Origin of the sequence: Kaistia dalseonensis, assembly GCF_030814715.1 — a bacterium.
GTDB classification, from domain to species: domain Bacteria; phylum Pseudomonadota; class Alphaproteobacteria; order Rhizobiales; family Kaistiaceae; genus Kaistia; species Kaistia dalseonensis.
Genome location: NZ_JAUSVO010000003.1, coordinates 228624 through 245790, shown reverse-complemented (window position 1 = coordinate 245790; position 17167 = coordinate 228624). Strand labels below are relative to the sequence as shown.

15 protein-coding genes are annotated in these 17167 nt (G+C 64.5%); 8 read left to right on the top strand and 7 right to left on the bottom strand.

The features are described from left to right. Window positions 1–8 precede the first annotated feature (8 nt). A complete protein-coding gene (locus QO014_RS11545; RefSeq protein WP_266348860.1) occupies window positions 9–248 on the top strand; it encodes a hypothetical protein in 240 nt (79 codons plus the stop codon). Between the two features lie 211 nt (window positions 249–459). On the opposite strand, the gene QO014_RS11540 is transcribed toward QO014_RS11545, so the two are convergent. After that, window positions 460–801: a hypothetical protein gene (locus QO014_RS11540; RefSeq protein ID WP_266348859.1), complete on the bottom strand. Its 342-nt coding sequence runs from the start codon at window positions 799–801 to the stop codon at window positions 460–462. 297 nt (window positions 802–1098) lie between these two features. Between QO014_RS11540 and QO014_RS11535 the strand changes: the two genes are divergently transcribed. The 5 genes from QO014_RS11535 (at window position 1099) to QO014_RS11515 (ending at window position 6143) form a co-directional block, all read left to right on the top strand. After that, a complete protein-coding gene (locus tag QO014_RS11535) occupies window positions 1099–1950 on the top strand; it encodes an ABC transporter ATP-binding protein (RefSeq protein WP_266348858.1) in 852 nt (283 codons plus the stop codon). Next, the gene (locus QO014_RS11530; protein ID WP_266348857.1) at window positions 1904–2737 is read left to right on the top strand and encodes an ABC transporter permease; all 834 of its coding nucleotides are present in this window, start codon (window positions 1904–1906) and stop codon (window positions 2735–2737) included. Before QO014_RS11535 ends, QO014_RS11530 begins: the two co-directional genes overlap by 47 nt. Window positions 2738–2755: 18 nt before the next feature. Further along, window positions 2756–2968, top strand: coding sequence for a ChaB family protein (locus QO014_RS11525; protein ID WP_266348856.1), 213 nt, complete (start codon window positions 2756–2758; stop codon window positions 2966–2968). After that, the gene (gene mgtA / locus QO014_RS11520; protein WP_266348855.1) at window positions 2953–5529 is read left to right on the top strand and encodes a magnesium-translocating P-type ATPase; all 2577 of its coding nucleotides are present in this window, start codon (window positions 2953–2955) and stop codon (window positions 5527–5529) included. Before QO014_RS11525 ends, mgtA begins: the two co-directional genes overlap by 16 nt. A 155-nt stretch (window positions 5530–5684) precedes the next feature. Continuing rightward, on the top strand, window positions 5685–6143 hold the full coding sequence (locus QO014_RS11515) for a hypothetical protein (RefSeq protein ID WP_266348854.1): 459 nt from the start codon (window positions 5685–5687) through the stop codon (window positions 6141–6143). Between the two features lie 2 nt (window positions 6144–6145). Here QO014_RS11515 and gltS read toward each other — a convergent pair whose 3' ends face one another. Further along, complete coding sequence (gene gltS / locus QO014_RS11510) at window positions 6146–7351, bottom strand: sodium/glutamate symporter (protein WP_266348853.1); 1206 nt, start codon at window positions 7349–7351, stop codon at window positions 6146–6148. Between the two features lie 615 nt (window positions 7352–7966). On the opposite strand from gltS, the gene QO014_RS11505 reads away from it, so the two are divergent. Then, on the top strand, window positions 7967–9154 hold the full coding sequence (locus QO014_RS11505) for an efflux RND transporter periplasmic adaptor subunit (RefSeq protein WP_266348852.1): 1188 nt from the start codon (window positions 7967–7969) through the stop codon (window positions 9152–9154). Between the two features lie 12 nt (window positions 9155–9166). Then, a complete protein-coding gene (locus tag QO014_RS11500) occupies window positions 9167–12313 on the top strand; it encodes an efflux RND transporter permease subunit (protein WP_266348851.1) in 3147 nt (1048 codons plus the stop codon). Window positions 12314–12421: 108 nt separating this feature from the next. On the opposite strand, the gene QO014_RS11495 is transcribed toward QO014_RS11500, so the two are convergent. The 5 genes from QO014_RS11495 to osmF all read right to left on the bottom strand — a co-directional run bounded on the left by QO014_RS11495 (window position 12422) and on the right by osmF (window position 17162). Beyond that, window positions 12422–12913 (bottom strand): DUF2934 domain-containing protein, encoded by a 492-nt coding sequence (locus QO014_RS11495; RefSeq protein WP_266348850.1) that lies wholly within the window; start codon window positions 12911–12913, stop codon window positions 12422–12424. A gap of 229 nt (window positions 12914–13142) precedes the next feature. Further along, window positions 13143–13916: an ABC transporter permease gene (locus QO014_RS11490; protein ID WP_266348849.1), complete on the bottom strand. Its 774-nt coding sequence runs from the start codon at window positions 13914–13916 to the stop codon at window positions 13143–13145. Then, entirely contained in the window at window positions 13913–14845 is a 933-nt protein-coding gene (locus QO014_RS11485) for an ABC transporter ATP-binding protein (protein ID WP_266348848.1), read from the bottom strand. Before QO014_RS11485 ends, QO014_RS11490 begins: the two co-directional genes overlap by 4 nt. Further along, window positions 14842–16041, bottom strand: a complete 1200-nt coding sequence (locus tag QO014_RS11480) for an ABC transporter permease (protein ID WP_266348847.1) — start codon at window positions 16039–16041, stop codon at window positions 14842–14844. The genes QO014_RS11485 and QO014_RS11480 overlap by 4 nt, the downstream gene beginning before the upstream one ends. A 203-nt stretch (window positions 16042–16244) precedes the next feature. Beyond that, a complete protein-coding gene (gene osmF, locus QO014_RS11475) occupies window positions 16245–17162 on the bottom strand; it encodes a glycine betaine ABC transporter substrate-binding protein OsmF (RefSeq protein WP_266349305.1) in 918 nt (305 codons plus the stop codon). Between the last annotated feature and the right edge of the window lie 5 nt (window positions 17163–17167).

Sequence of the window (17167 nt, the reverse complement as noted above, 5' to 3'; positions counted from 1 at the left end):
GAGACCAGATGGAGCCGGCCGAAACCTATGCCGACCTTCCCGAGGAAACCCGCCGCATGCTGGAAGATCTCCGGCCGGACGAGGTCGAGTTCCTGCAAAAGCTGATCCGCATGATCATGTCGTTCGGCTCTGTCGGCAAGTTCCTCGCGCTCGTCGGCGGCGCCATCATCGGCCTGGTCATCGGGCTGCCGATGCTGATCGACGCGCTGATGCGGATCTGGTCATGGATCCCGCACAAGGGGCCATGAAGTGAAGATTGGTCAGCCCGATCGATAGGTGCCTAGCGAAATGATGCCGCCTGCCTGTCGGCCGAATTGATTGACACGGTCCTCCGCTACCAAATTCTTCAACGATATCAGCGAATTGACGAGCACGCGGTTCCCCGTGGGGCTCCGTTTTTGGTCTTTTGGCATATTGCGACACGGTTCCGAGGGGCGCTGGAGTCCCGGCGGATCGCGGTCAGGCGATCGGTGCCGTGCAATCGCAGCTGGGATCGCCGGCCCCAGGTCCGGTGCAAACGCAAGCACCGCCGCCTCCGGAATAGGGATGCCAAACGCAGGAGCACAGGGCGGCCGCGCCCTCGGGGGCCAACACGACCTCATCCCCCATCAACGCGAAGCGCAGCTTCACTGTAATGGGAACGGAGACATCAATGTGCCCGTGCTCTCTGTCGTATTCTCCGGCCAATATCGCAAGCTTCGCGCGCGCCAATCCCGCCTCAACGACTTGCTCCTCGATGGATTGGCCCCAGTCGAGACCCCACTCCTTCACACGTCGTATCGTTTCGTAAATGCTCTCCATTGCGGCCTCCCTTCCAAGTTGGTCCTATACTTTATCACAATTTTTGCGCGAGTTCTTCATTTCATGCGCGCGACATCACCATTCGAGTACCGGCGCTCGGTGGCTGCGACCTGCGTGCGGGATAGTCGGGGATCGGGGCGGAGCGCGACGGTGCCGGAGCCTTCGCCGAGTGCCAGGTGAGACCGCGCCGTTACGTCAGGTTTGTCCTGAATCAATGCGCCTTGCTATGACATGCCGCACGATCCAGCCTATCAGAAATAGGCGAGCGCTCGATCTTGGATCGAGAGAGGTCTGGGCATGGACATTCGAAACGTCCCGGCGGAAACGGCGTCTGTCGCGCCGGGGTTCGAACAGGGCTATGCCGTTCGGACACGCGGTCTGACGAAGGCGTTCGACGGTCACGTCGTGGTCGATCACGTCGATCTCGAGGTGCGCGACGGCGAGATCTTCGGGCTGATCGGGCCGAATGGCGCCGGCAAGTCGACGCTGATCAAGATGTTGACGACGTTGCTGCCGCCGACGAGCGGCGAGGCGACGGTCGCGGGCTGCGACCTGCTGCGTGAAGCCAGGCTCGTGCGGGCTCGCATCGGTTATGTGCCGCAATTGCTCTCGGCCGACGGGGCCCTGACCGGCCGCGAAAACCTGCTTCTCTCGGCCCGGCTCTATCTGCTCCCGCGCAAGGAGCGCGCGGAACGGATTGCCGAGGCGCTCGCGATGACGGGCCTGGAGGGCGCCGCCGACCGGCCGGCGCAGAACTATTCCGGCGGCATGCTGCGCCGGCTCGAGATCGCGCAGAGCACCTTGCACCGGCCGCGCCTGCTCATCATGGACGAGCCGACCGTTGGGCTCGATCCCGTCGCGCGCAATGCGATCTGGGACCATGTGCGCGACTTGAGGACGCGTTTCGGCACGACCATCCTGATCACGACGCATGTGATGGAGGAGGTCGAGGCACTTTGCGACCGGGTCGGCATCCTGCATCACGGCCGGCTGGAAAAAGTCGGCACGCCGGCGGCGCTGAAGGCCGAGATCGGGCCGGATGCGACGCTGGACGATGTCTTCGCGCAGATCGCCGGCACGGATATCGAGATGGGAGACGAGCATGGAAACGCCCGCGAATCGCGTCGCAGTGCCATCGGCCACGGCTAGCGGCATCCTCGCCGCGGTGGAGGGCTACGCCACGCAGGTTCAGGCCGTTGCGGGCGCGGAGGTGAGCAAGCTCCGCCACGATCCGAGCGAGATCCTGACCCGCGCCATCCAGCCGGCGATCTGGCTGGTGCTGTTCGGCGAGGTGATGGCGCAGGTGCGCGGCATCACCTCGGATTCGACCCGCTATCTCGATTTCCTCGCGCCGGGCATCCTCGCCCAGAGCGTGCTGTTCGCGGCGATCTTCTATGGCATCGCGGCGATCTGGGAGCGCGATCTCGGCGTGCTGCATCGCTACATGGTCAGCCCGGCGCCGCGGAGCGCGCTCGTGCTCGGCAAGGCGCTCTCGGCCGGCATTCGTGGGCTCACGCAATCGGTCGTGGTCTATATTCTCGCGATCGTGCTCGGCATCGGGGTCGATCTCAATCCGCTTCATCTTCTGGGCGTCGCGGTCATCATCGCGCTCGGCTCGGCGCTGTTCTCGACCTTCTCGCTGATCATTGCTTGCATTGTCCGGACGCGGGAGCGCTTCATGGGCATCGGCCAGGTTCTGACCATGCCGATCTTCTTCGCCAGCAACGCGATCTATCCGATCGACCTCATGCCGGGCTGGCTGCAGGCGATCTCGCGGGCCAATCCGCTGACCTATCAGGTCGATGCGCTGCGGGCGCTGATGCTGACCGGAGGGCAGAGCAAGTTCGGTCTGGGCGTGGATTGCGCCGTGCTGGTGCTCGCCACCACCGTTCTCGTCGTCATCGCCGCCCGCATCTATCCGCGCATGACCGCCTGAGCGAGCAGGGGAGTTCCGATGCCATACGCCTTCGTCGATGACCTGCCGCCCTCGGTGCGCACGCATCTGCCGCTCCACGCGCAGGAGATCTATCGCGCCGCCTTCAACAATGCCTGGGTCGAATATGCGAGCCGGGGCGCCGAGGCGCGCGAGCAGATCGCCCACCGCGTCGCCTGGGCCGCCGTCAAGCGCCAGTATCGGAAGGAAGGCGACCAATGGATCGCACTTTGAGTGCGGGCCAGCCGCCGAAGCACGGCAACCAGCCTGAAGGCGGGCAGACCGCGTTCTGGACCGCCTCGAACGACCAGTTGCTGCAATCGCTCGCCTCGCGGCCGACGGGGCTCAGCACGGCTGAGGCGAACGAGCGGCTGAACCGCTACGGCCCCAACCTCGCCATCGTCAATTTTCGCGCGAGCCTCCTCGCCAAGCTCGGCAAGCGGCTGGCGGAGCCGCTGATCGCCATTCTGCTGATCGCCGCCCTGATCTCCGGCCTGACCGGCGATTGGCAGAGCTTCGTGATCATCGTCATCATCGTGCTCTTCTCCATCGGCCTCGACATCGCGCAGGAGCGCCATGCCGAATCGACGGTCGATGCGCTCAAGCGATCGGTCTCGGTCACGGCTTCCGTGCGGCGCGACGGCAAGATTATCGAGTTGCTCGTCGAGGACATCGTCCCGGGCGACGTGGTGGAGCTGCGCGCCGGCGAGCTGGTGCCGGCCGACGGCGTGGTGCTCACGAGTCACGAGGCGCTCGCCAATGAGGCGGTGCTGACGGGCGAGCCCTATCTGGTCGAGAAGCGGCCGGGCCCCTCGGTCGGCGCCTCGCTTTCCGATGCCTTCAACGCCCTGTTCGGCGGCACCAGCATTGTCGCCGGCGAGGCGGTCATGCTGGTGACGGCGACCGGCGGGGCGAGCCGCTTCGGCGCCATCTCGGCGTCGGTCCAGGAGAACGAGCCGCCGACCGCCTTCGAGCGTGGCGTGCATGCGCTCGGCATGTTGATCCTGCGCCTGACCGGCTTTCTCGTCCTGTTCGTCCTGCTGACGCAGCTGCTGCATCACGGGCTCTCGCTGGAGAGTTTCCTCTTCGCCGTGGCGCTCGCCGTGGGCCTGACGCCCGAACTGCTGCCCATGGTGATGACCGTGACGCTGGCGCGCGGCGCGGCGCGCATGGCGGAGCGCAAGGTCGTGGTGAAACGGCTCAGCGCCATTCACGATCTCGGCGCCATGGACGTGCTGTGCACCGACAAGACCGGCACGCTGACCGAGGCGAAGATCGCCCATGTCGGCAGTTTCGACGTCGCTGGCGGCGACAGCGCGCGCGTCAGCGAGCTGATCCGCCTGAACAGCCGTTTTGTGAGCGGCATGCGCAGCAATCTCGACGATGCGATCCTTGCGGGTGCTTCTCTGGTCCCGAATGACGGCTGGACCCGGCTCGACGACCTGCCGTTCGATTTCGACCGGCGGCGCGCCTCCGTCCTCGTCGCGCGCGCGGGCGAGGTCGAAATGATCACCAAGGGAGCGCCGGAGGCCCTGCTCGATCTCTGCACGGAGGTCGAGCGGGCAGATGGCACGCGCGTTCCGCTCGACGCGGCGGTCCGGGCGAAATTCACCGACCTCATGGAGCAGAAGGGCCTGCAGGGCCTGCGGCTGCTCGGGGTGGCCTTCCGGCCGATGCCGGCGGATTGCCGTGAGATCACCATGGCTGACGAGGCCGGGCTCGTGCTGGTCGGTTGCGCCGCCTTCGTCGACCCGCCCAAGGCGTCGGCGACGGATGCGGTGGCGGGTCTCATCGCCGCCGGCGTCCGCGTCAAGATCATCTCGGGCGACGCCGCGCCGGTGGTGCACCATCTGGTCGAGACGCTGAAGCTGCCCACGCGCGGGATTATGACGGGCGAGGAGATATCGGGCCTGACCGATGCGGCGCTTGCCGCGCGCGCCCAGCAGACGGATCTCTTCGTCCGCGTCTCGCCCGATCAGAAGAGCCGCATCGTCCGCGCGCTCCGCCGGCGCCGCCACACGGTCGGCTTCATCGGCGACGGCATCAACGATGCGCCCGCCATTCACGCCGCCGATGTCGGATTGTCGGTCGAGGGCGGCACCGATGTCGCGCGCGAGGCGGCCGACATCATCCTGCTCGCGCCCGATCTCGGCGTGCTCGCGGCCGGTGTGGCCGAAGGGCGGCGCACCTATGCCAACATCATGAAATATGTGCGGATGGGCACGAGCTCGAACTTCGGCAACATGCTGTCGATGGCGCTCGCCTCGCTCGTCCTGCCGTTCCTGCCGCTGGCGCCGTTCCAGATCCTGCTCAACAACCTGATCTACGACCTCTCGGAAATCGGCATTCCCTTCGACACGGCCGACAAGGAAACGCTGGCCCGGCCGCAGGTCTGGGACATGCGGGCGGTGCTGCGCTTTACGCTGATCATGGGCCCGCTCTCCTCGCTGTTCGACATCACGACCTTCGCGCTGCTGCATTGGGGCTTCGGCACGGATGTCGACACGTTCCGCACCGCCTGGTTCGTCGAGTCGATCGCGACGCAGATCCTGGTCATCTTCATCATCCGCACCGCCAAGCCGGTCTGGACCAGCTGGCCGCATCCGGTGCTGATCAGCACCTCGCTCGGGGCGCTGGCGATCGGTCTTGTCCTGGCCCTGACACCGCTCGGCCATTTCGTCGGCTTCGTCGCGGTGCCGCCGCCGATCCTCCTCGCGATCATCGGGATCGTGGTGCTTTATCTGGTGGCGGCGGAGGGGCTGAAGCGGGTCGCCATGCGGCTTCCGCGCCATTGACAGTCGCCGTGCTCAGGCGGCTCTGTGCGGCCAGCCGTGCGCGGGCCGCGCCGGCAAGCCGTGGGGCGGACTACGATGACTGGACATTATAGGGCGTCGAGGCGCCTGGGGGCGGCGTCGCGCGCCGCCGCCGATCAGGCGATGGAGCGACAGTCATGAAGGAGGATATGGCAGACGCGATCGTCTGGAGCGCCGATTGGCTCTGGGGCTTGCCGCTCGTGGTCTCGATGCTGATGCTGCATGTGCTGGGGCTCGGCCTGATCGACGAGGTCATCATGCGTTTCGTCAGACCGCGAGGCCTCAGGCCGGGCTCGATCGGCAATTTCGTGCAGGTCATGACGGTGGCTATCCTGGCCGCCACCCTCCTGCACGGCATCGAGGCGAGCGCCTGGGCGATCTCATACCGCGCGCTCGGCGCCGTAGCCGACAGTCGCTCGGCCATGCTCTATTCGCTCAACGCCATCACCGCCTTCGGCCACGCCAATATCTATCTGGCGCCGCAATGGCAGTTGATGGGTGCCCTCGAGGCGCTGAACGGCATCATGATGTTCGGGCTCACGACCGCTTTCCTGTTCGCGATCATGCAACGCGTCTGGCCCGAGGGCCGGCGCTGAAATCAGCGCATCATGAAGCCGATGACGAGCGCATTGGCGATATCGATGAAGAAAGCCGAGACCAGTGGCAGGATGATGAAGGCCGCCGGTGCCGGGCCATGGGCCTTGGTGACGGCCGTCATGTTGGCGATGGCCGTGGGCGTCGCGCCGAGGCTGATGCCGCTGAAGCCGGCCGAGATCACCGCTGCCTGATAGTCGCGGCCCATGGCGGGGAACACCACGAAGATCATGTAGAGCACCGCCACGATCGTCTGCAGGCCGAGCACGATGACGAGCGAGGGCCCGAGCCCGCCCAGTGTCCAGAGCTGCATGCTCATCAGCGACATGGCGAGGAATATATTGAGCGAGAGGTCGGAGATCAGCGCCAGCGATCGCGATCGCGTCGGCCAGAGCAGGCGCGGCATGACGCGCGGAACCGTGTTGGTCAGCACGATCGCGACCAGCAGGCAGACGACGAAGAGCGGCAGCTTGATGCCGGTCTGCGCCACCACCTCGTCGACCGCGAAGCCGATCAATATGGCGACGTTCAGGATCAGGATGGTCCTGAGCAGGCTGACATGATCAATATCGTTGCCCGGTGCCGGCCGCTGGGCATCGGGAAGGCCGACCGACGGCGCCTCGGCCGTCGTGCCGCTCAGATGATAGCGATTGATCAGAAGGCGCGCGACCGGGCCGCCGACGAGGCTCGCCACGACGAGGCCCAGCGTCGCCGATGCGATGCCGACCTCGAGCGCGTTGGCGAGGTCGAAGCGCGCGCTGATCAGCGGCGCCCAGGCGATCGTCGTGCCGTGCCCGCCGATCAGGGAGACCGAGCCCAGCAGGATATCGATGCCGCGCGGCAGGCCGAGCGCGGCAGTGCTGCCGACGGCGACTAGATTCTGCAGCACGAGATAGACCAGCGTCAGCGCCAGCAGGATGACGAGAGGCCGTCCGCCCGCGACAAGATCGCCGAGACGGGCATTGAGGCCGATGCCGGTGAAGAAATAGAGCAGCAGCATGTCGCGGGCGTTGAGATCGAAGGTGACCTCGATCCCGAGGACGCGATACGCCAGCAACGTCACGAGCGCGGCGAGCAGGCCGCCGGTCACCGCCTCCGGGATGTTCCAGCGCCGAAGCGGCGCGATGACCCGGTTGAGGCCCGACCCGACGAAGAAGACGACGATGGCGATGGTGAAGGTGAGTAGACCGGGGACCTGGATCGACGTCATCGGGAGGATTGCCTCTACATTTCGGGTGCCTCGTCCCTGCAAGACGAAATCCACCATTCGTATCGGCAGCGTTACGACGCCGCGCCGCGATGGTCCATCCCCTCGGCATCGAGATTCTGCACGTTGAGACCGGTATGGAGAATGGAGGCAACTGCGGCGCCGCGCCTCCGGCGCTTCGTCCGAACGACACTGTTTCCGTTTGTGGCTCGATGGCGTGACGGCATCGTTCAGTTACAAAATACTGGCTTGAGTGTTGTTCTGGCGAATTGCGCAAGTAGAGCGACAATTTCAGTCTCCCCGCCGGCTCCGGAACGCGATTGATGTTCAGACGGCTCCCCTGGTTTGGGATCGCCAGATATTTATGCGATTTCAACGGGTTGCTGGCCTGTTGCGCCGGTCGGCCTTGTGATCGTGCTGATCTCTTCTGTCGCAATCAGGCCTCGGCCCTATCGGAACTTCCATGTTTCCGGGAAACAGACAGCAACAAAAATCCGTTCGACCAACGTGGAATGATCAGTCAGAAATCGGGCTCTTTTTCAAAAGAGGCAATCGGCTCGTGGAAGTCGATTGGAAGGGCTGAGTGGAATGCTTCGATCGCGCCGGTTTGCAGTCGTTTTGATCTTTTCTGTTCTATCGCTGGCCGGCTGTTCGCAATCGGAGACGAAGGGCGGCGCGCCGGGCGCGCCGGGTGCGGGGGCGGCCGTCGAGGTCGGCGTCGTGACGCTGCACGCCCAGCCGGTCATGATCACTGTGGAACTCCCAGGCCGGACCAAGGCATCGGCTACGGCCGAGATCAGGCCGCAGGTAGCCGGCATCATCAAGGAGGTCGCCTTTACGGAGGGCGGCCAGGTCAAGGCCGGAGACCTGCTCTACCGCATCGATCCCGCCAGCTATGAAGCGGCCTATCAAGCCGCGCTGGCCGCTCTGCAGAAGGCGCAGGCAGCCGTGCCGAGCGCTCAGGCGAAGGTGGATCGCTATTCGAAGCTCGCCGGGGTCAATACGATCACCGAGCAAAATCTCGACGATGCCAATGCCACACTGTTGCAGGCCAAGGCCGATGTTGCGTCGGCGCAGGCGGCCGTCGACACCGCCAAGATCAATCTCGACCACACCCGCGTCACGGCGCCGATCTCGGGCCTGATCGGCAATTCGAGCATAACGCAGGGCGCGCTGGTGACGGCGAACCAGACTGATGCGCTCGCGACCATCCGGCAGATCGATCCGATGAATGTCGACCTGACCGATTCCAGCACCAATCTGCTGAGGATTCGAAACCTGTTCGACAGTGGCCGCATCACCAGGGCCGGCGAGTTGCCCAAGGTTCGGCTGAAGCTCGATGACGGCAGCGAATATGACCAGCTGGGCACGCTCAAGTCGCGGGAGGCCGTGGTCAGCGAGACGAGCGGGACATTCTCCATGCGCGTCGGCATCGCCAATCCGGCGACCATGCTGTTGCCCGGCATGTATGTACGGGCGGTGATCGATCTCGGCGTTGACGAGAAGGGTTTCCTCGTGCCGCAGCGCGCCGTCAGTCGCAATGCGAAGGGTCAGGCTACGGCCATGTTCGTCGGGGCGGATGGCAAGGTCGAGACGCGCGTGCTGACTGCGCTGCAATCGGTCGGATCGAGCTGGCTCGTCGATGACGGCATCGTCGACGGCGATCGGTTGATCGTCGACGGGCTGCAGAAAATTCGAGACGGGCAGGCGGTCACGCCGCTGGACGTCACGCTCGATGCCGCCGGTGTTGTCCAGCAATCCGACGCCGGCGTCGCGCCCGCGGCGGCGGCTCCGGCGAAGAACTGAGGCGAACGATCCATGGCCCAGTTCTTCATCAACCGCCCGATCTTCGCCTGGGTGATCGCGATCACGATCATGCTCGGCGGGTTGCTTGGCATCTATTCGCTCTCGATCGCGCAATATCCCAACGTCGCACCCACCACGGTCCGCATCAGCGCCACCTATCCCGGCGCGACGGCCGAGACCGTCGAGAACTCGGTGACCAAGGTCATCGAACAGGGCATGACCGGCATCGAGAATCTGGACTACATGTCGTCCTCCAGTTCCGCGAGCGGCAGCGCCACGATCACGCTGACCTTCAACAGCACCGCCGATCCCGACATCGCCCAGGTCGACGTTCAGAACAAGCTGCAACTGGTCCAGTCGTCGCTGCCCGACGCCGTGGTCAATCAGGGCATCACGGTGACGCGCTCGACGTCGAGCATTCTGATGGTCGCCAATCTCGTCTCGACCGATGGCAGCCTGTCGGCGCTGGAACTGGGCGATTACGTCACCAGCAATTTCGAGGACACGATCAAGCGCGTCGAAGGCGTTGGCGGCATGCAACTGTTCGGCTCGGGCTTTGCGATGCGCATCTGGCTCGATCCGGACAAGCTCGCCAAGTTCGAACTGACGCCAGGCGACGTCTCGACCGCCATCAAGGCCCAGAACGCCCAGGTCTCGGCCGGCTCGCTCGGTGGCGCCCCGATTGCGAGCGGCCAGCAGATCAATGTCTCGATCACCGCCCAGAGCCAACTCACCACGCCAGAGCAGTTCCGCAACATCATCCTGAAGACCGCAACCGACGGCTCCGTCGTCCGTATCGACGATGTGGCCCGGGTGGAGATCGGCGCGGAGAGCTATGGCTCAAGCGGCCAGTATAATGGCAAGCCCGCCGCCGGCTTCGGCATCAACCTCGCGATCGGCGCCAACGCGATCGATACGGCCGCACGCGTGCGCACCGCCATCGACCGGCTTTCGGGCAGTCTGCCTTCGAATATCGAGGTCGTCTACGCCTATGACACGACGCCGTTCGTCGAGCTCTCGATCGAAAAGGTCATCGAGACGCTGTTCGAGGCCGTCGTGCTCGTCTTCATCGTCATGTTCGTCTTCCTGCAGAATATCCGCGCGACGCTGATCCCGACGATCGCGGTGCCCGTCGTCCTGCTGGGGACATTTGGCGTTCTCGCTATTGCCGGCTTCTCGATCAACACGCTGACGATGTTCGCGATGGTGCTGGCGATCGGCCTGCTCGTCGACGACGCGATCGTCGTGGTCGAGAATGTCGAGCGCGTCATGGCGCAGGAGGGGCTGGGCCCGCGCGAGGCGACGCAGAAATCAATGAAGGAAATCACCGGCGCACTGATCGGCATCGCGCTGGTGCTCTCGGCGGTCTTCATTCCGATGGCCTTCTTCAGCGGCTCGGTCGGCGTGATCTATCGGCAGTTTTCCGTCACGATCGTGTCCGCCATGCTATTTTCCGTGCTGGTGGCGCTGGTCCTCACGCCGGCCCTCTGCGCCACCATGCTGAAGCCGGTATCGGGCCACCATGAGCGCAAGGGTCTCTTCGGCTGGTTCAACCGAACCTTCGATCGCGGGGCACGCCGCTATGAGCGTGGCGTGCACGGCATCATCAAGCGCCCGCTGCGCGTCCTCGCCATTTTCGTGCTGATGATCGGCGGCGTCTATGCGCTTTTCACCAGCCTGCCGTCATCCTTTATTCCGGAGGAGGACCAGGGCATGCTGATGACGATGATCCAGTTGCCCAACGGGGCGACCGAGGAGCGGACCAAGGCCGTCATCAATCAGGTCGAGGATTATTTCCTGAACCAGGAGAAGGATGCGGTCGTCAGCGTGTTCTCGGCCTTAGGCTTCAGCTTCGGCGGTAGCGGCCAGAATGCGGCCATGGCCTTCGTCAAGCTCAAGGATTTCGACGAGCGGACCGACAAGCGGCTTTCGGCCCAAGCCGTGGCAGCGCGTGCCATGGGCGCTTTCTCGAAGATCCGCGACGCCCAGGTTTTCGCGCTCACCCCGCCGGCCCTGCCCAATATGGGCAACTCCGGCGGCTTCGAAATGTATCTGCAGGACACTGGCAATGCCGGCCATGACGCGCTGATGGCGGCGCGCGACCAGCTCCTCCAGGCGGCCGCCAAGAGCTCGCTCCTGTTCGGTGTGCGCCAGAACGGGCAGGATGACCGCGCGCAGTTCAAGATCAATATCGATCAGGAGAAGGCGACGGCACTGGGCATCGACCTTGCCGCCATCAATACGACGCTCTCGACCGCGTTCGCCGGCTCCTACGTCAATGATTTCATCGATCGCGGCAAGATCAAGCCCGTCTATGTCCAGGCCGATGCGCCGTTTCGTATGCAGCCCGAAAGCCTCAATCGCTGGTACGTCAAGAACGCCAGCGGCGACATGGTGCCTTTCTCGGCCTTCATGTCGACGGAATGGACGTTTGGCTCCCCCAATCTCGATCGCTATGACGGAATTTCCGCGATCGGCATCCAGGGTTCGGCTGCCCCCGGCGTCAGTTCGGGCGCTGCCATGGACGAGATGGATCGGATCGTTGCATCGCTGCCCGGCGGGTTCACGACGGCCTGGACCGGTCTCTCCTATCAGGAACGCCTCTCCGGCAACCAGGCGCCCGCGCTTTATGCGATTTCGATCCTGGTCGTGTTTCTCTGCCTCGCCGCCCTCTATGAGAGCTGGTCGATCCCCTTCTCCGTCATCCTGGCCGTGCCGATCGGCGTGCTCGGGGCGCTCATCGCCGCCAAGCTCTTTGGCCAGTCGAACGACGTCTATTTCAAGGTCGGCCTTCTCACGACGATCGGTCTCGCGGCGAAGAATGCGATCCTGATCGTCGAGTTCGCGAAGGATCAGCAGGCGGCCGGCAAGGGCCTGGTCGAGGCGACCCTGCATGCGGCGCGGATGCGCCTGCGCCCGATCCTGATGACGTCGCTCGCCTTCATCCTCGGCGTCTTGCCGCTGGCGATCGCGACAGGTGCGGGGTCCGCTGCCCAGAACGCCGTCGGCGTCGGCGTGATGGGCGGCATGCTCGCGGCGACCGTGATCGGCATCTTTTTCGTGCCGCTATTCTACGTCGTCGTTCGCGGCGTCTCCGATCGTCTCCGCCGCGCTGGATCACCCGCCAAGCCCAAAGCAGATCCTACCATCGCTCGGTAGAGACGAGGGTTGCCTGCTATTGAAGGCAATGGAAGCAACGCCAAATGCAACGCGGCAAGCACGAAACGAACCTCTGTTGCCTTCGTTTCGTGCGCCGCGAGGGCCGGTTCAGGCGTGGCTGGCCGGCTTCGGAGTCTTGGCGGTCTTGGACGCCTTGGGGGCAGTCGCGGCCTTTCCATTAGCCGTCTTCGCAGTCTTGCTGGCTGCCTTCTTCGGGGCTGTCTCGGCCGTTTCGAACGTTTCCACCTTGGCCTCGATCGCATCCGTCTTCGGCGCGGTGGCCTCGGCGGCTGACGCTTCCGCGACCACGGCTGTCGTCGGCGGCGTCACGACGGCTGCGGCAGGCTCAGCCTCCACGGCCTTGGCCTTCGCGGCACGCTTCTTCTTCGGCGCTGGTTCCTCAGCGATTTCAGTGGGATGGATTGCCTTGGCGAGTTTGGCGGCGGCCTTGCCAACCTTCGTCTTGGCGGTCTCGGCCATTTCGATCAGAAGCAGCCGCGCGCGGTGCCAATGCTCGTCGTGCTGGCCATGCGGTTGGCCATCGGCAAGCCAGAGTTCGTAGGCCTTCACGCGGATCGCTTCGTCGCTCGGTTCACTCATGGAGGTCTCCTTGTCCAAACAGCTCTGTCCCGACCGCCAACGCCTGAACCAGTATCCGCGTTCCCCCGCCGATAGTCGGTCTGGCCGTCGACCTTAGCCATTCAATATAGATCGACAATAACAGTCCAGACGCGAAGACACATGATTCAGGTCAAGCCGGGGCGTCGACTGCCGTGAACTTCGCGCTCGTCGCGGCATGCCTCAACACAATTCTGTGCGACCGCCTGGTTCAGCCTCGCTTCCAACGGCTGATGAACCCGCCCAGGCGTTCGAAGGCGAGGTCGATCACCACGGCGAGCGTGCCGACGATCAGAGCGCCTTGCAGGACATAGGCCGTATTGAAGCCGCTGAGGCCGATGATGATGGGGAGGCCCAGCGTCTTGGCCCCGACTGTGGAGGCAATCGCGGCGGTGCCGATATTGATGATGACCGACGTGCGAATGCCGGCGATCACGACGGGCGCCGCCAACGGCAACTCGACGCGCAGAAGTCGACCAAGATGGCCGAAACCCAGCCCGCGCGCGGCTTCGCACGCTGCTTCCGGTACTGATTCAAGCCCTGCGACCGTCGCCTCGGTGACGGGAAGCAGGCCGTAGAGCGCAAGGGCGATCAGCGCGGGGGCCGGCCCGAAGCCGAGCAGCGGCACCGCAACGGCGAGAACGGCGACAGGCGGAAAGGTCTGTCCTGTCGCGACGATGGTCTCGATCAGCGGCCGGAATTCCCGCCCCGCCGGACGAGTGACGAAGATGCCGGCGGCAACCCCGATGATGACGGATATCGAGCTGGAAACACCGACCAGCCAGAGATGGGCGAGCGTCAGCGACCAGAAACTGTCCTGCTCGTAGAGCGGGCGTTCCTGGCCCGGAAACAGGAAGGCAAAGACCGGCTTCAGCGCGGGCATGCCGAAGACGAGTGCCAATAGAAGCAGGAACGCCCATGGCAGGGGATCGCGCAGCCAGGATTCTAGCGCCGGCCGATGGGGCGAGGCTGCGATCTCGCTCATGGGTGCGGTCCGACCAGATCTGCAAGGTGGATGGCGCCAAGCGGGCTGCCATCACTGTCAGCGACGGGCAGGCTGTCAACGCCGCGCGCAACGAGGGTTGAAAGGGCGTTGCGAAGCGTTGCGGTGGCAGCGATCGGTTCGCCAGAAGCGCTCCCGTCCCGCCTTACGCGTGACGAGACGGTCTCGATCGACAGCAGCTTGATGCCGATATCTTCGCGGCCGACGAAATCGGATACGAAATCGTTCGCGGGCCGGGCCAGTATGTCGCGCGGCGACCCCGATTGCACGATCCGCCCGCCATCGAGGATCACGATGCGCGAGCCGAGACGGATTGCCTCGTCAATATCGTGGGTTACCAGGACGATGGTCTTGCCGGACGCCTTGTGGATCCGCAGCATCTCGAGTTGCAGCGTATCGCGCGTCACCGGGTCGAGCGCGCCGAACGGCTCATCCATGAGCAGCACGTCGGGATCTGCGGCGAGCGCACGGGCAACGCCGATGCGCTGTTGCTGACCACCCGAGAGATGGTGCGGATAACGGTCCCGATATTGGGCGGGATCGAGGTTCAGGAGTTCCAGCAGTTCCGTGACGCGGTCGCGGATCTTCGCCTTGGGCCATTTCAGAAGCGATGGAACGGTGCCGATATTCTCTTCCACCGTCCAATGCGGGAAAAGTCCAATCGACTGGATCGCATAGCCCATGCGCCGGCGCAGCTCTTCCGGCTTGAACGAGCGTATTTCAGCGCCCGCAAATAGGATGCGGCCGGAATCATGTTCGATCAGCCGGTTGATCATCTTGAGCGTCGTTGTCTTGCCGGATCCGGAGGGTCCGATGAGCACGCAGAACTCGCCCTCTGCGATCGAGAGCGAGAGATCTTCGATCGCCTGCCAGCCGCCATAGGTCTTTCCGACGTGTTCGAAATCGATCATGCGGCACGACCCTTCAGGATGGAGATGACGAGTTTCAGGCTCGCATCGACGATGACGGCCAGCGCGATCAGCGGCACGACCCCGAGCAGGACGAGGTCGAGTGCGCTCGATCCGAGGCCCTGGAAGATGATGGCGCCCAATCCGCCCGCGCCGATCAGCGCCGCCACGGCCGTCAACCCAACCGCCTGCACGATGGTGACGCGGAGGCCGGCGAGAAAGACGGGCAGGGCAAGCGGAATCTCGACGCTTCTGAAGATCTGCGACGGTGTCAGGCCCATGCCGCTCGCGGCGTCGATGACGGCGCCGGGCACCTGCTCGAGGCCCGCGGAGGTATTGCGAACGATCGGCAGCAGAGAATAGAGCGTCAGCGCTATGACGGCCGGCGCGACGCCTATCCCCGAAATGCCGAACTGGCTGAGCACCGGAAACGTCGCGACGAGGCCGGCGAGAGGCGCGATCAGCAGGCCGAACAGCGCGATCGAGGGGATCGTCTGGATGATGTTGAGGACCGCGAAGAGCGGCCCGCGCAACGAAGGACGGCGAAAGGCGAGTATGCCGAGCGGTACGCCGATCAGGAGCGTCGGCACGAGCGTCATGGCGACGATCTGGATATGGGTCACGACCGCCGCGCCGAAAACGTCGCGCCGGGTGGCATATTCCTTCATGATCGATAGCTGGTCGGCAGAACCGGAAACCAGGACCAGCGCGATCGGGACAACCAGGATCAGACTGATGCCGATGCGGGTCGCCGGCCCGAATCCGGCGCGCTGCAGGGCGTCCGCGATCGCCAGTGCCGTGATGGCCTCGATCACCCAGAAGGCACCCCCAAATGACGTTCGCGCCGATGTCGACGCCGGATCGGCGAGCCGTGACGCCGCATCGCCCGCCAGCCAGAACAGCAGCGCCGCAAAGGCCGCGCCGATGAGCGCGATCAATATGTGGTTCGTTCTGATCTGGCGCAGGAACGGCCCGATGAGAAGCGCGAGCCCGGGAAGCAGGCAGAGGAACCGACCATCAGCGAGGATGGCACTCCATGCGACCGGTCGACCCGAGATCAGCCGGTTTGGTGCATGCGTCAGGAAACTGAGGCCGAAGCCCCCGGCGAGCGCGATCAGCACGAGCACCAGCAGCACGCGGTTCCTCAAATACCCGCGTTCGGGCGCCACATCCGTGTCGGAGGCGAGAAGCGGCTGCATACGGACCCGTCTTCGACATTGCTAATGGGGCGAGGCAGTAGGCTGCAAGCCCGTGGGAGCAGGGGGTGCCGCGCAATCTCTCACGACTGGTCCCAGCGCGGCAATCTCTACCCCGGTCTGGTGGGGCGACTACCTTTGGACCAGAACCGCCGTCCATGATCGTCGCGGCCGGGATGGCACCGGCCGCGACGAGCCGTATCGAACTACTTCACGAAACCCTTCGACTTCAGATACTCGGCCGCAACGGCCTTCGCATCCTGGCCATCGACCGCAATCTTGGCATTCAGCGCCTGCAGGGTCGGCGCATCGAAGGACTTGAACACCGGATCGAGCACGTCCTTGATCTGCGGATAAGCCGTCAGCACCGCTTCGCGGATGATCGGCGTCGGGGCGTAGACCGGCTGTACGCCCTTGTCGTCCGTGAGGGCGACGAGGTCCAGTGCCGCCAGCGCGCCATCGGTGCCATAGGCGAGCGAGCCATTGACGCCGGACGTCTGCTCGGCGGCCGCCTTGATGAAGGTGGTCGTGTCGCCGCCGGCGAGCGTCAGGATCTGGTCCTGACCGAGCTTGAAGCCATAGGCGGACTGGAACGCCGGCAGGGCGGCCGGGCTCTCGACGAACTCAGCGGAGGCAGCGATCTTGAAGGTGCCGCCGCCATTGATCCACTTCGCAAAATCTTCGAGCGATTTCAGGTTGTTGGCGTCGGCGACATCCTTGCGGACAGCGATGACCCATGTATTGTCGGCAGGCGCCGGCGTAAGCCAGACGATCTTGTTGGCGTCGTAATCGAGCTGCTTGACCTTGTCGTAGCCAGCCTTGGCATCCTTCCAGGCCGGATCCGTATCGACGGAAAAGAAGAAGGCGCCGTTGCCCGTATACTCGGGATAAATATCGATCTCGCCGGCCGTGATCGCGCCGCGCACGATCTTCGTGTTGCCGAGGGAGACCTTATTCACCGTCGGAATGCCATTGGCCTCGAGCACCTGGATGATGACATTGCCGAGCAGAGAACCCTCGGTGTCGATCTTGGAGCCGACCTTGACCGCATCGGCGGCGTGGGCCAACGGGGCGGTGGCCAAGGGGGCATTGAGCGCGATGGCGGCGGCGATACCCAGAACCATGCGTC

Bases quoted from the DNA above. Each gene is read 5' to 3' on its own strand.
- QO014_RS11545 (WP_266348860.1), top strand. From the start codon at position 9: ATGGAGCCGGCCGAAACCTATGCCGACCTTCCCGAGGAAACCCGCCGC.
- QO014_RS11540 (WP_266348859.1), bottom strand. From the start codon at position 801: ATGGAGAGCATTTACGAAACGATACGACGTGTGAAGGAGTGGGGTCTC.
- QO014_RS11535 (WP_266348858.1), top strand. From the start codon at position 1,099: ATGGACATTCGAAACGTCCCGGCGGAAACGGCGTCTGTCGCGCCGGGG.
- QO014_RS11530 (WP_266348857.1), top strand. From the start codon at position 1,904: ATGGAAACGCCCGCGAATCGCGTCGCAGTGCCATCGGCCACGGCTAGC.
- QO014_RS11525 (WP_266348856.1), top strand. From the start codon at position 2,756: ATGCCATACGCCTTCGTCGATGACCTGCCGCCCTCGGTGCGCACGCAT.
- mgtA (WP_266348855.1), top strand. From the start codon at position 2,953: ATGGATCGCACTTTGAGTGCGGGCCAGCCGCCGAAGCACGGCAACCAG.
- QO014_RS11515 (WP_266348854.1), top strand. From the start codon at position 5,685: ATGAAGGAGGATATGGCAGACGCGATCGTCTGGAGCGCCGATTGGCTC.
- gltS (WP_266348853.1), bottom strand. From the start codon at position 7,351: ATGACGTCGATCCAGGTCCCCGGTCTACTCACCTTCACCATCGCCATC.
- QO014_RS11500 (WP_266348851.1), top strand. From the start codon at position 9,167: ATGGCCCAGTTCTTCATCAACCGCCCGATCTTCGCCTGGGTGATCGCG.
- QO014_RS11495 (WP_266348850.1), bottom strand. From the start codon at position 12,913: ATGAGTGAACCGAGCGACGAAGCGATCCGCGTGAAGGCCTACGAACTC.
- QO014_RS11490 (WP_266348849.1), bottom strand. From the start codon at position 13,916: ATGAGCGAGATCGCAGCCTCGCCCCATCGGCCGGCGCTAGAATCCTGG.
- QO014_RS11485 (WP_266348848.1), bottom strand. From the start codon at position 14,845: ATGATCGATTTCGAACACGTCGGAAAGACCTATGGCGGCTGGCAGGCG.
- QO014_RS11480 (WP_266348847.1), bottom strand. From the start codon at position 16,041: ATGCAGCCGCTTCTCGCCTCCGACACGGATGTGGCGCCCGAACGCGGG.
- osmF (WP_266349305.1), bottom strand. From the start codon at position 17,162: ATGGTTCTGGGTATCGCCGCCGCCATCGCGCTCAATGCCCCCTTGGCC.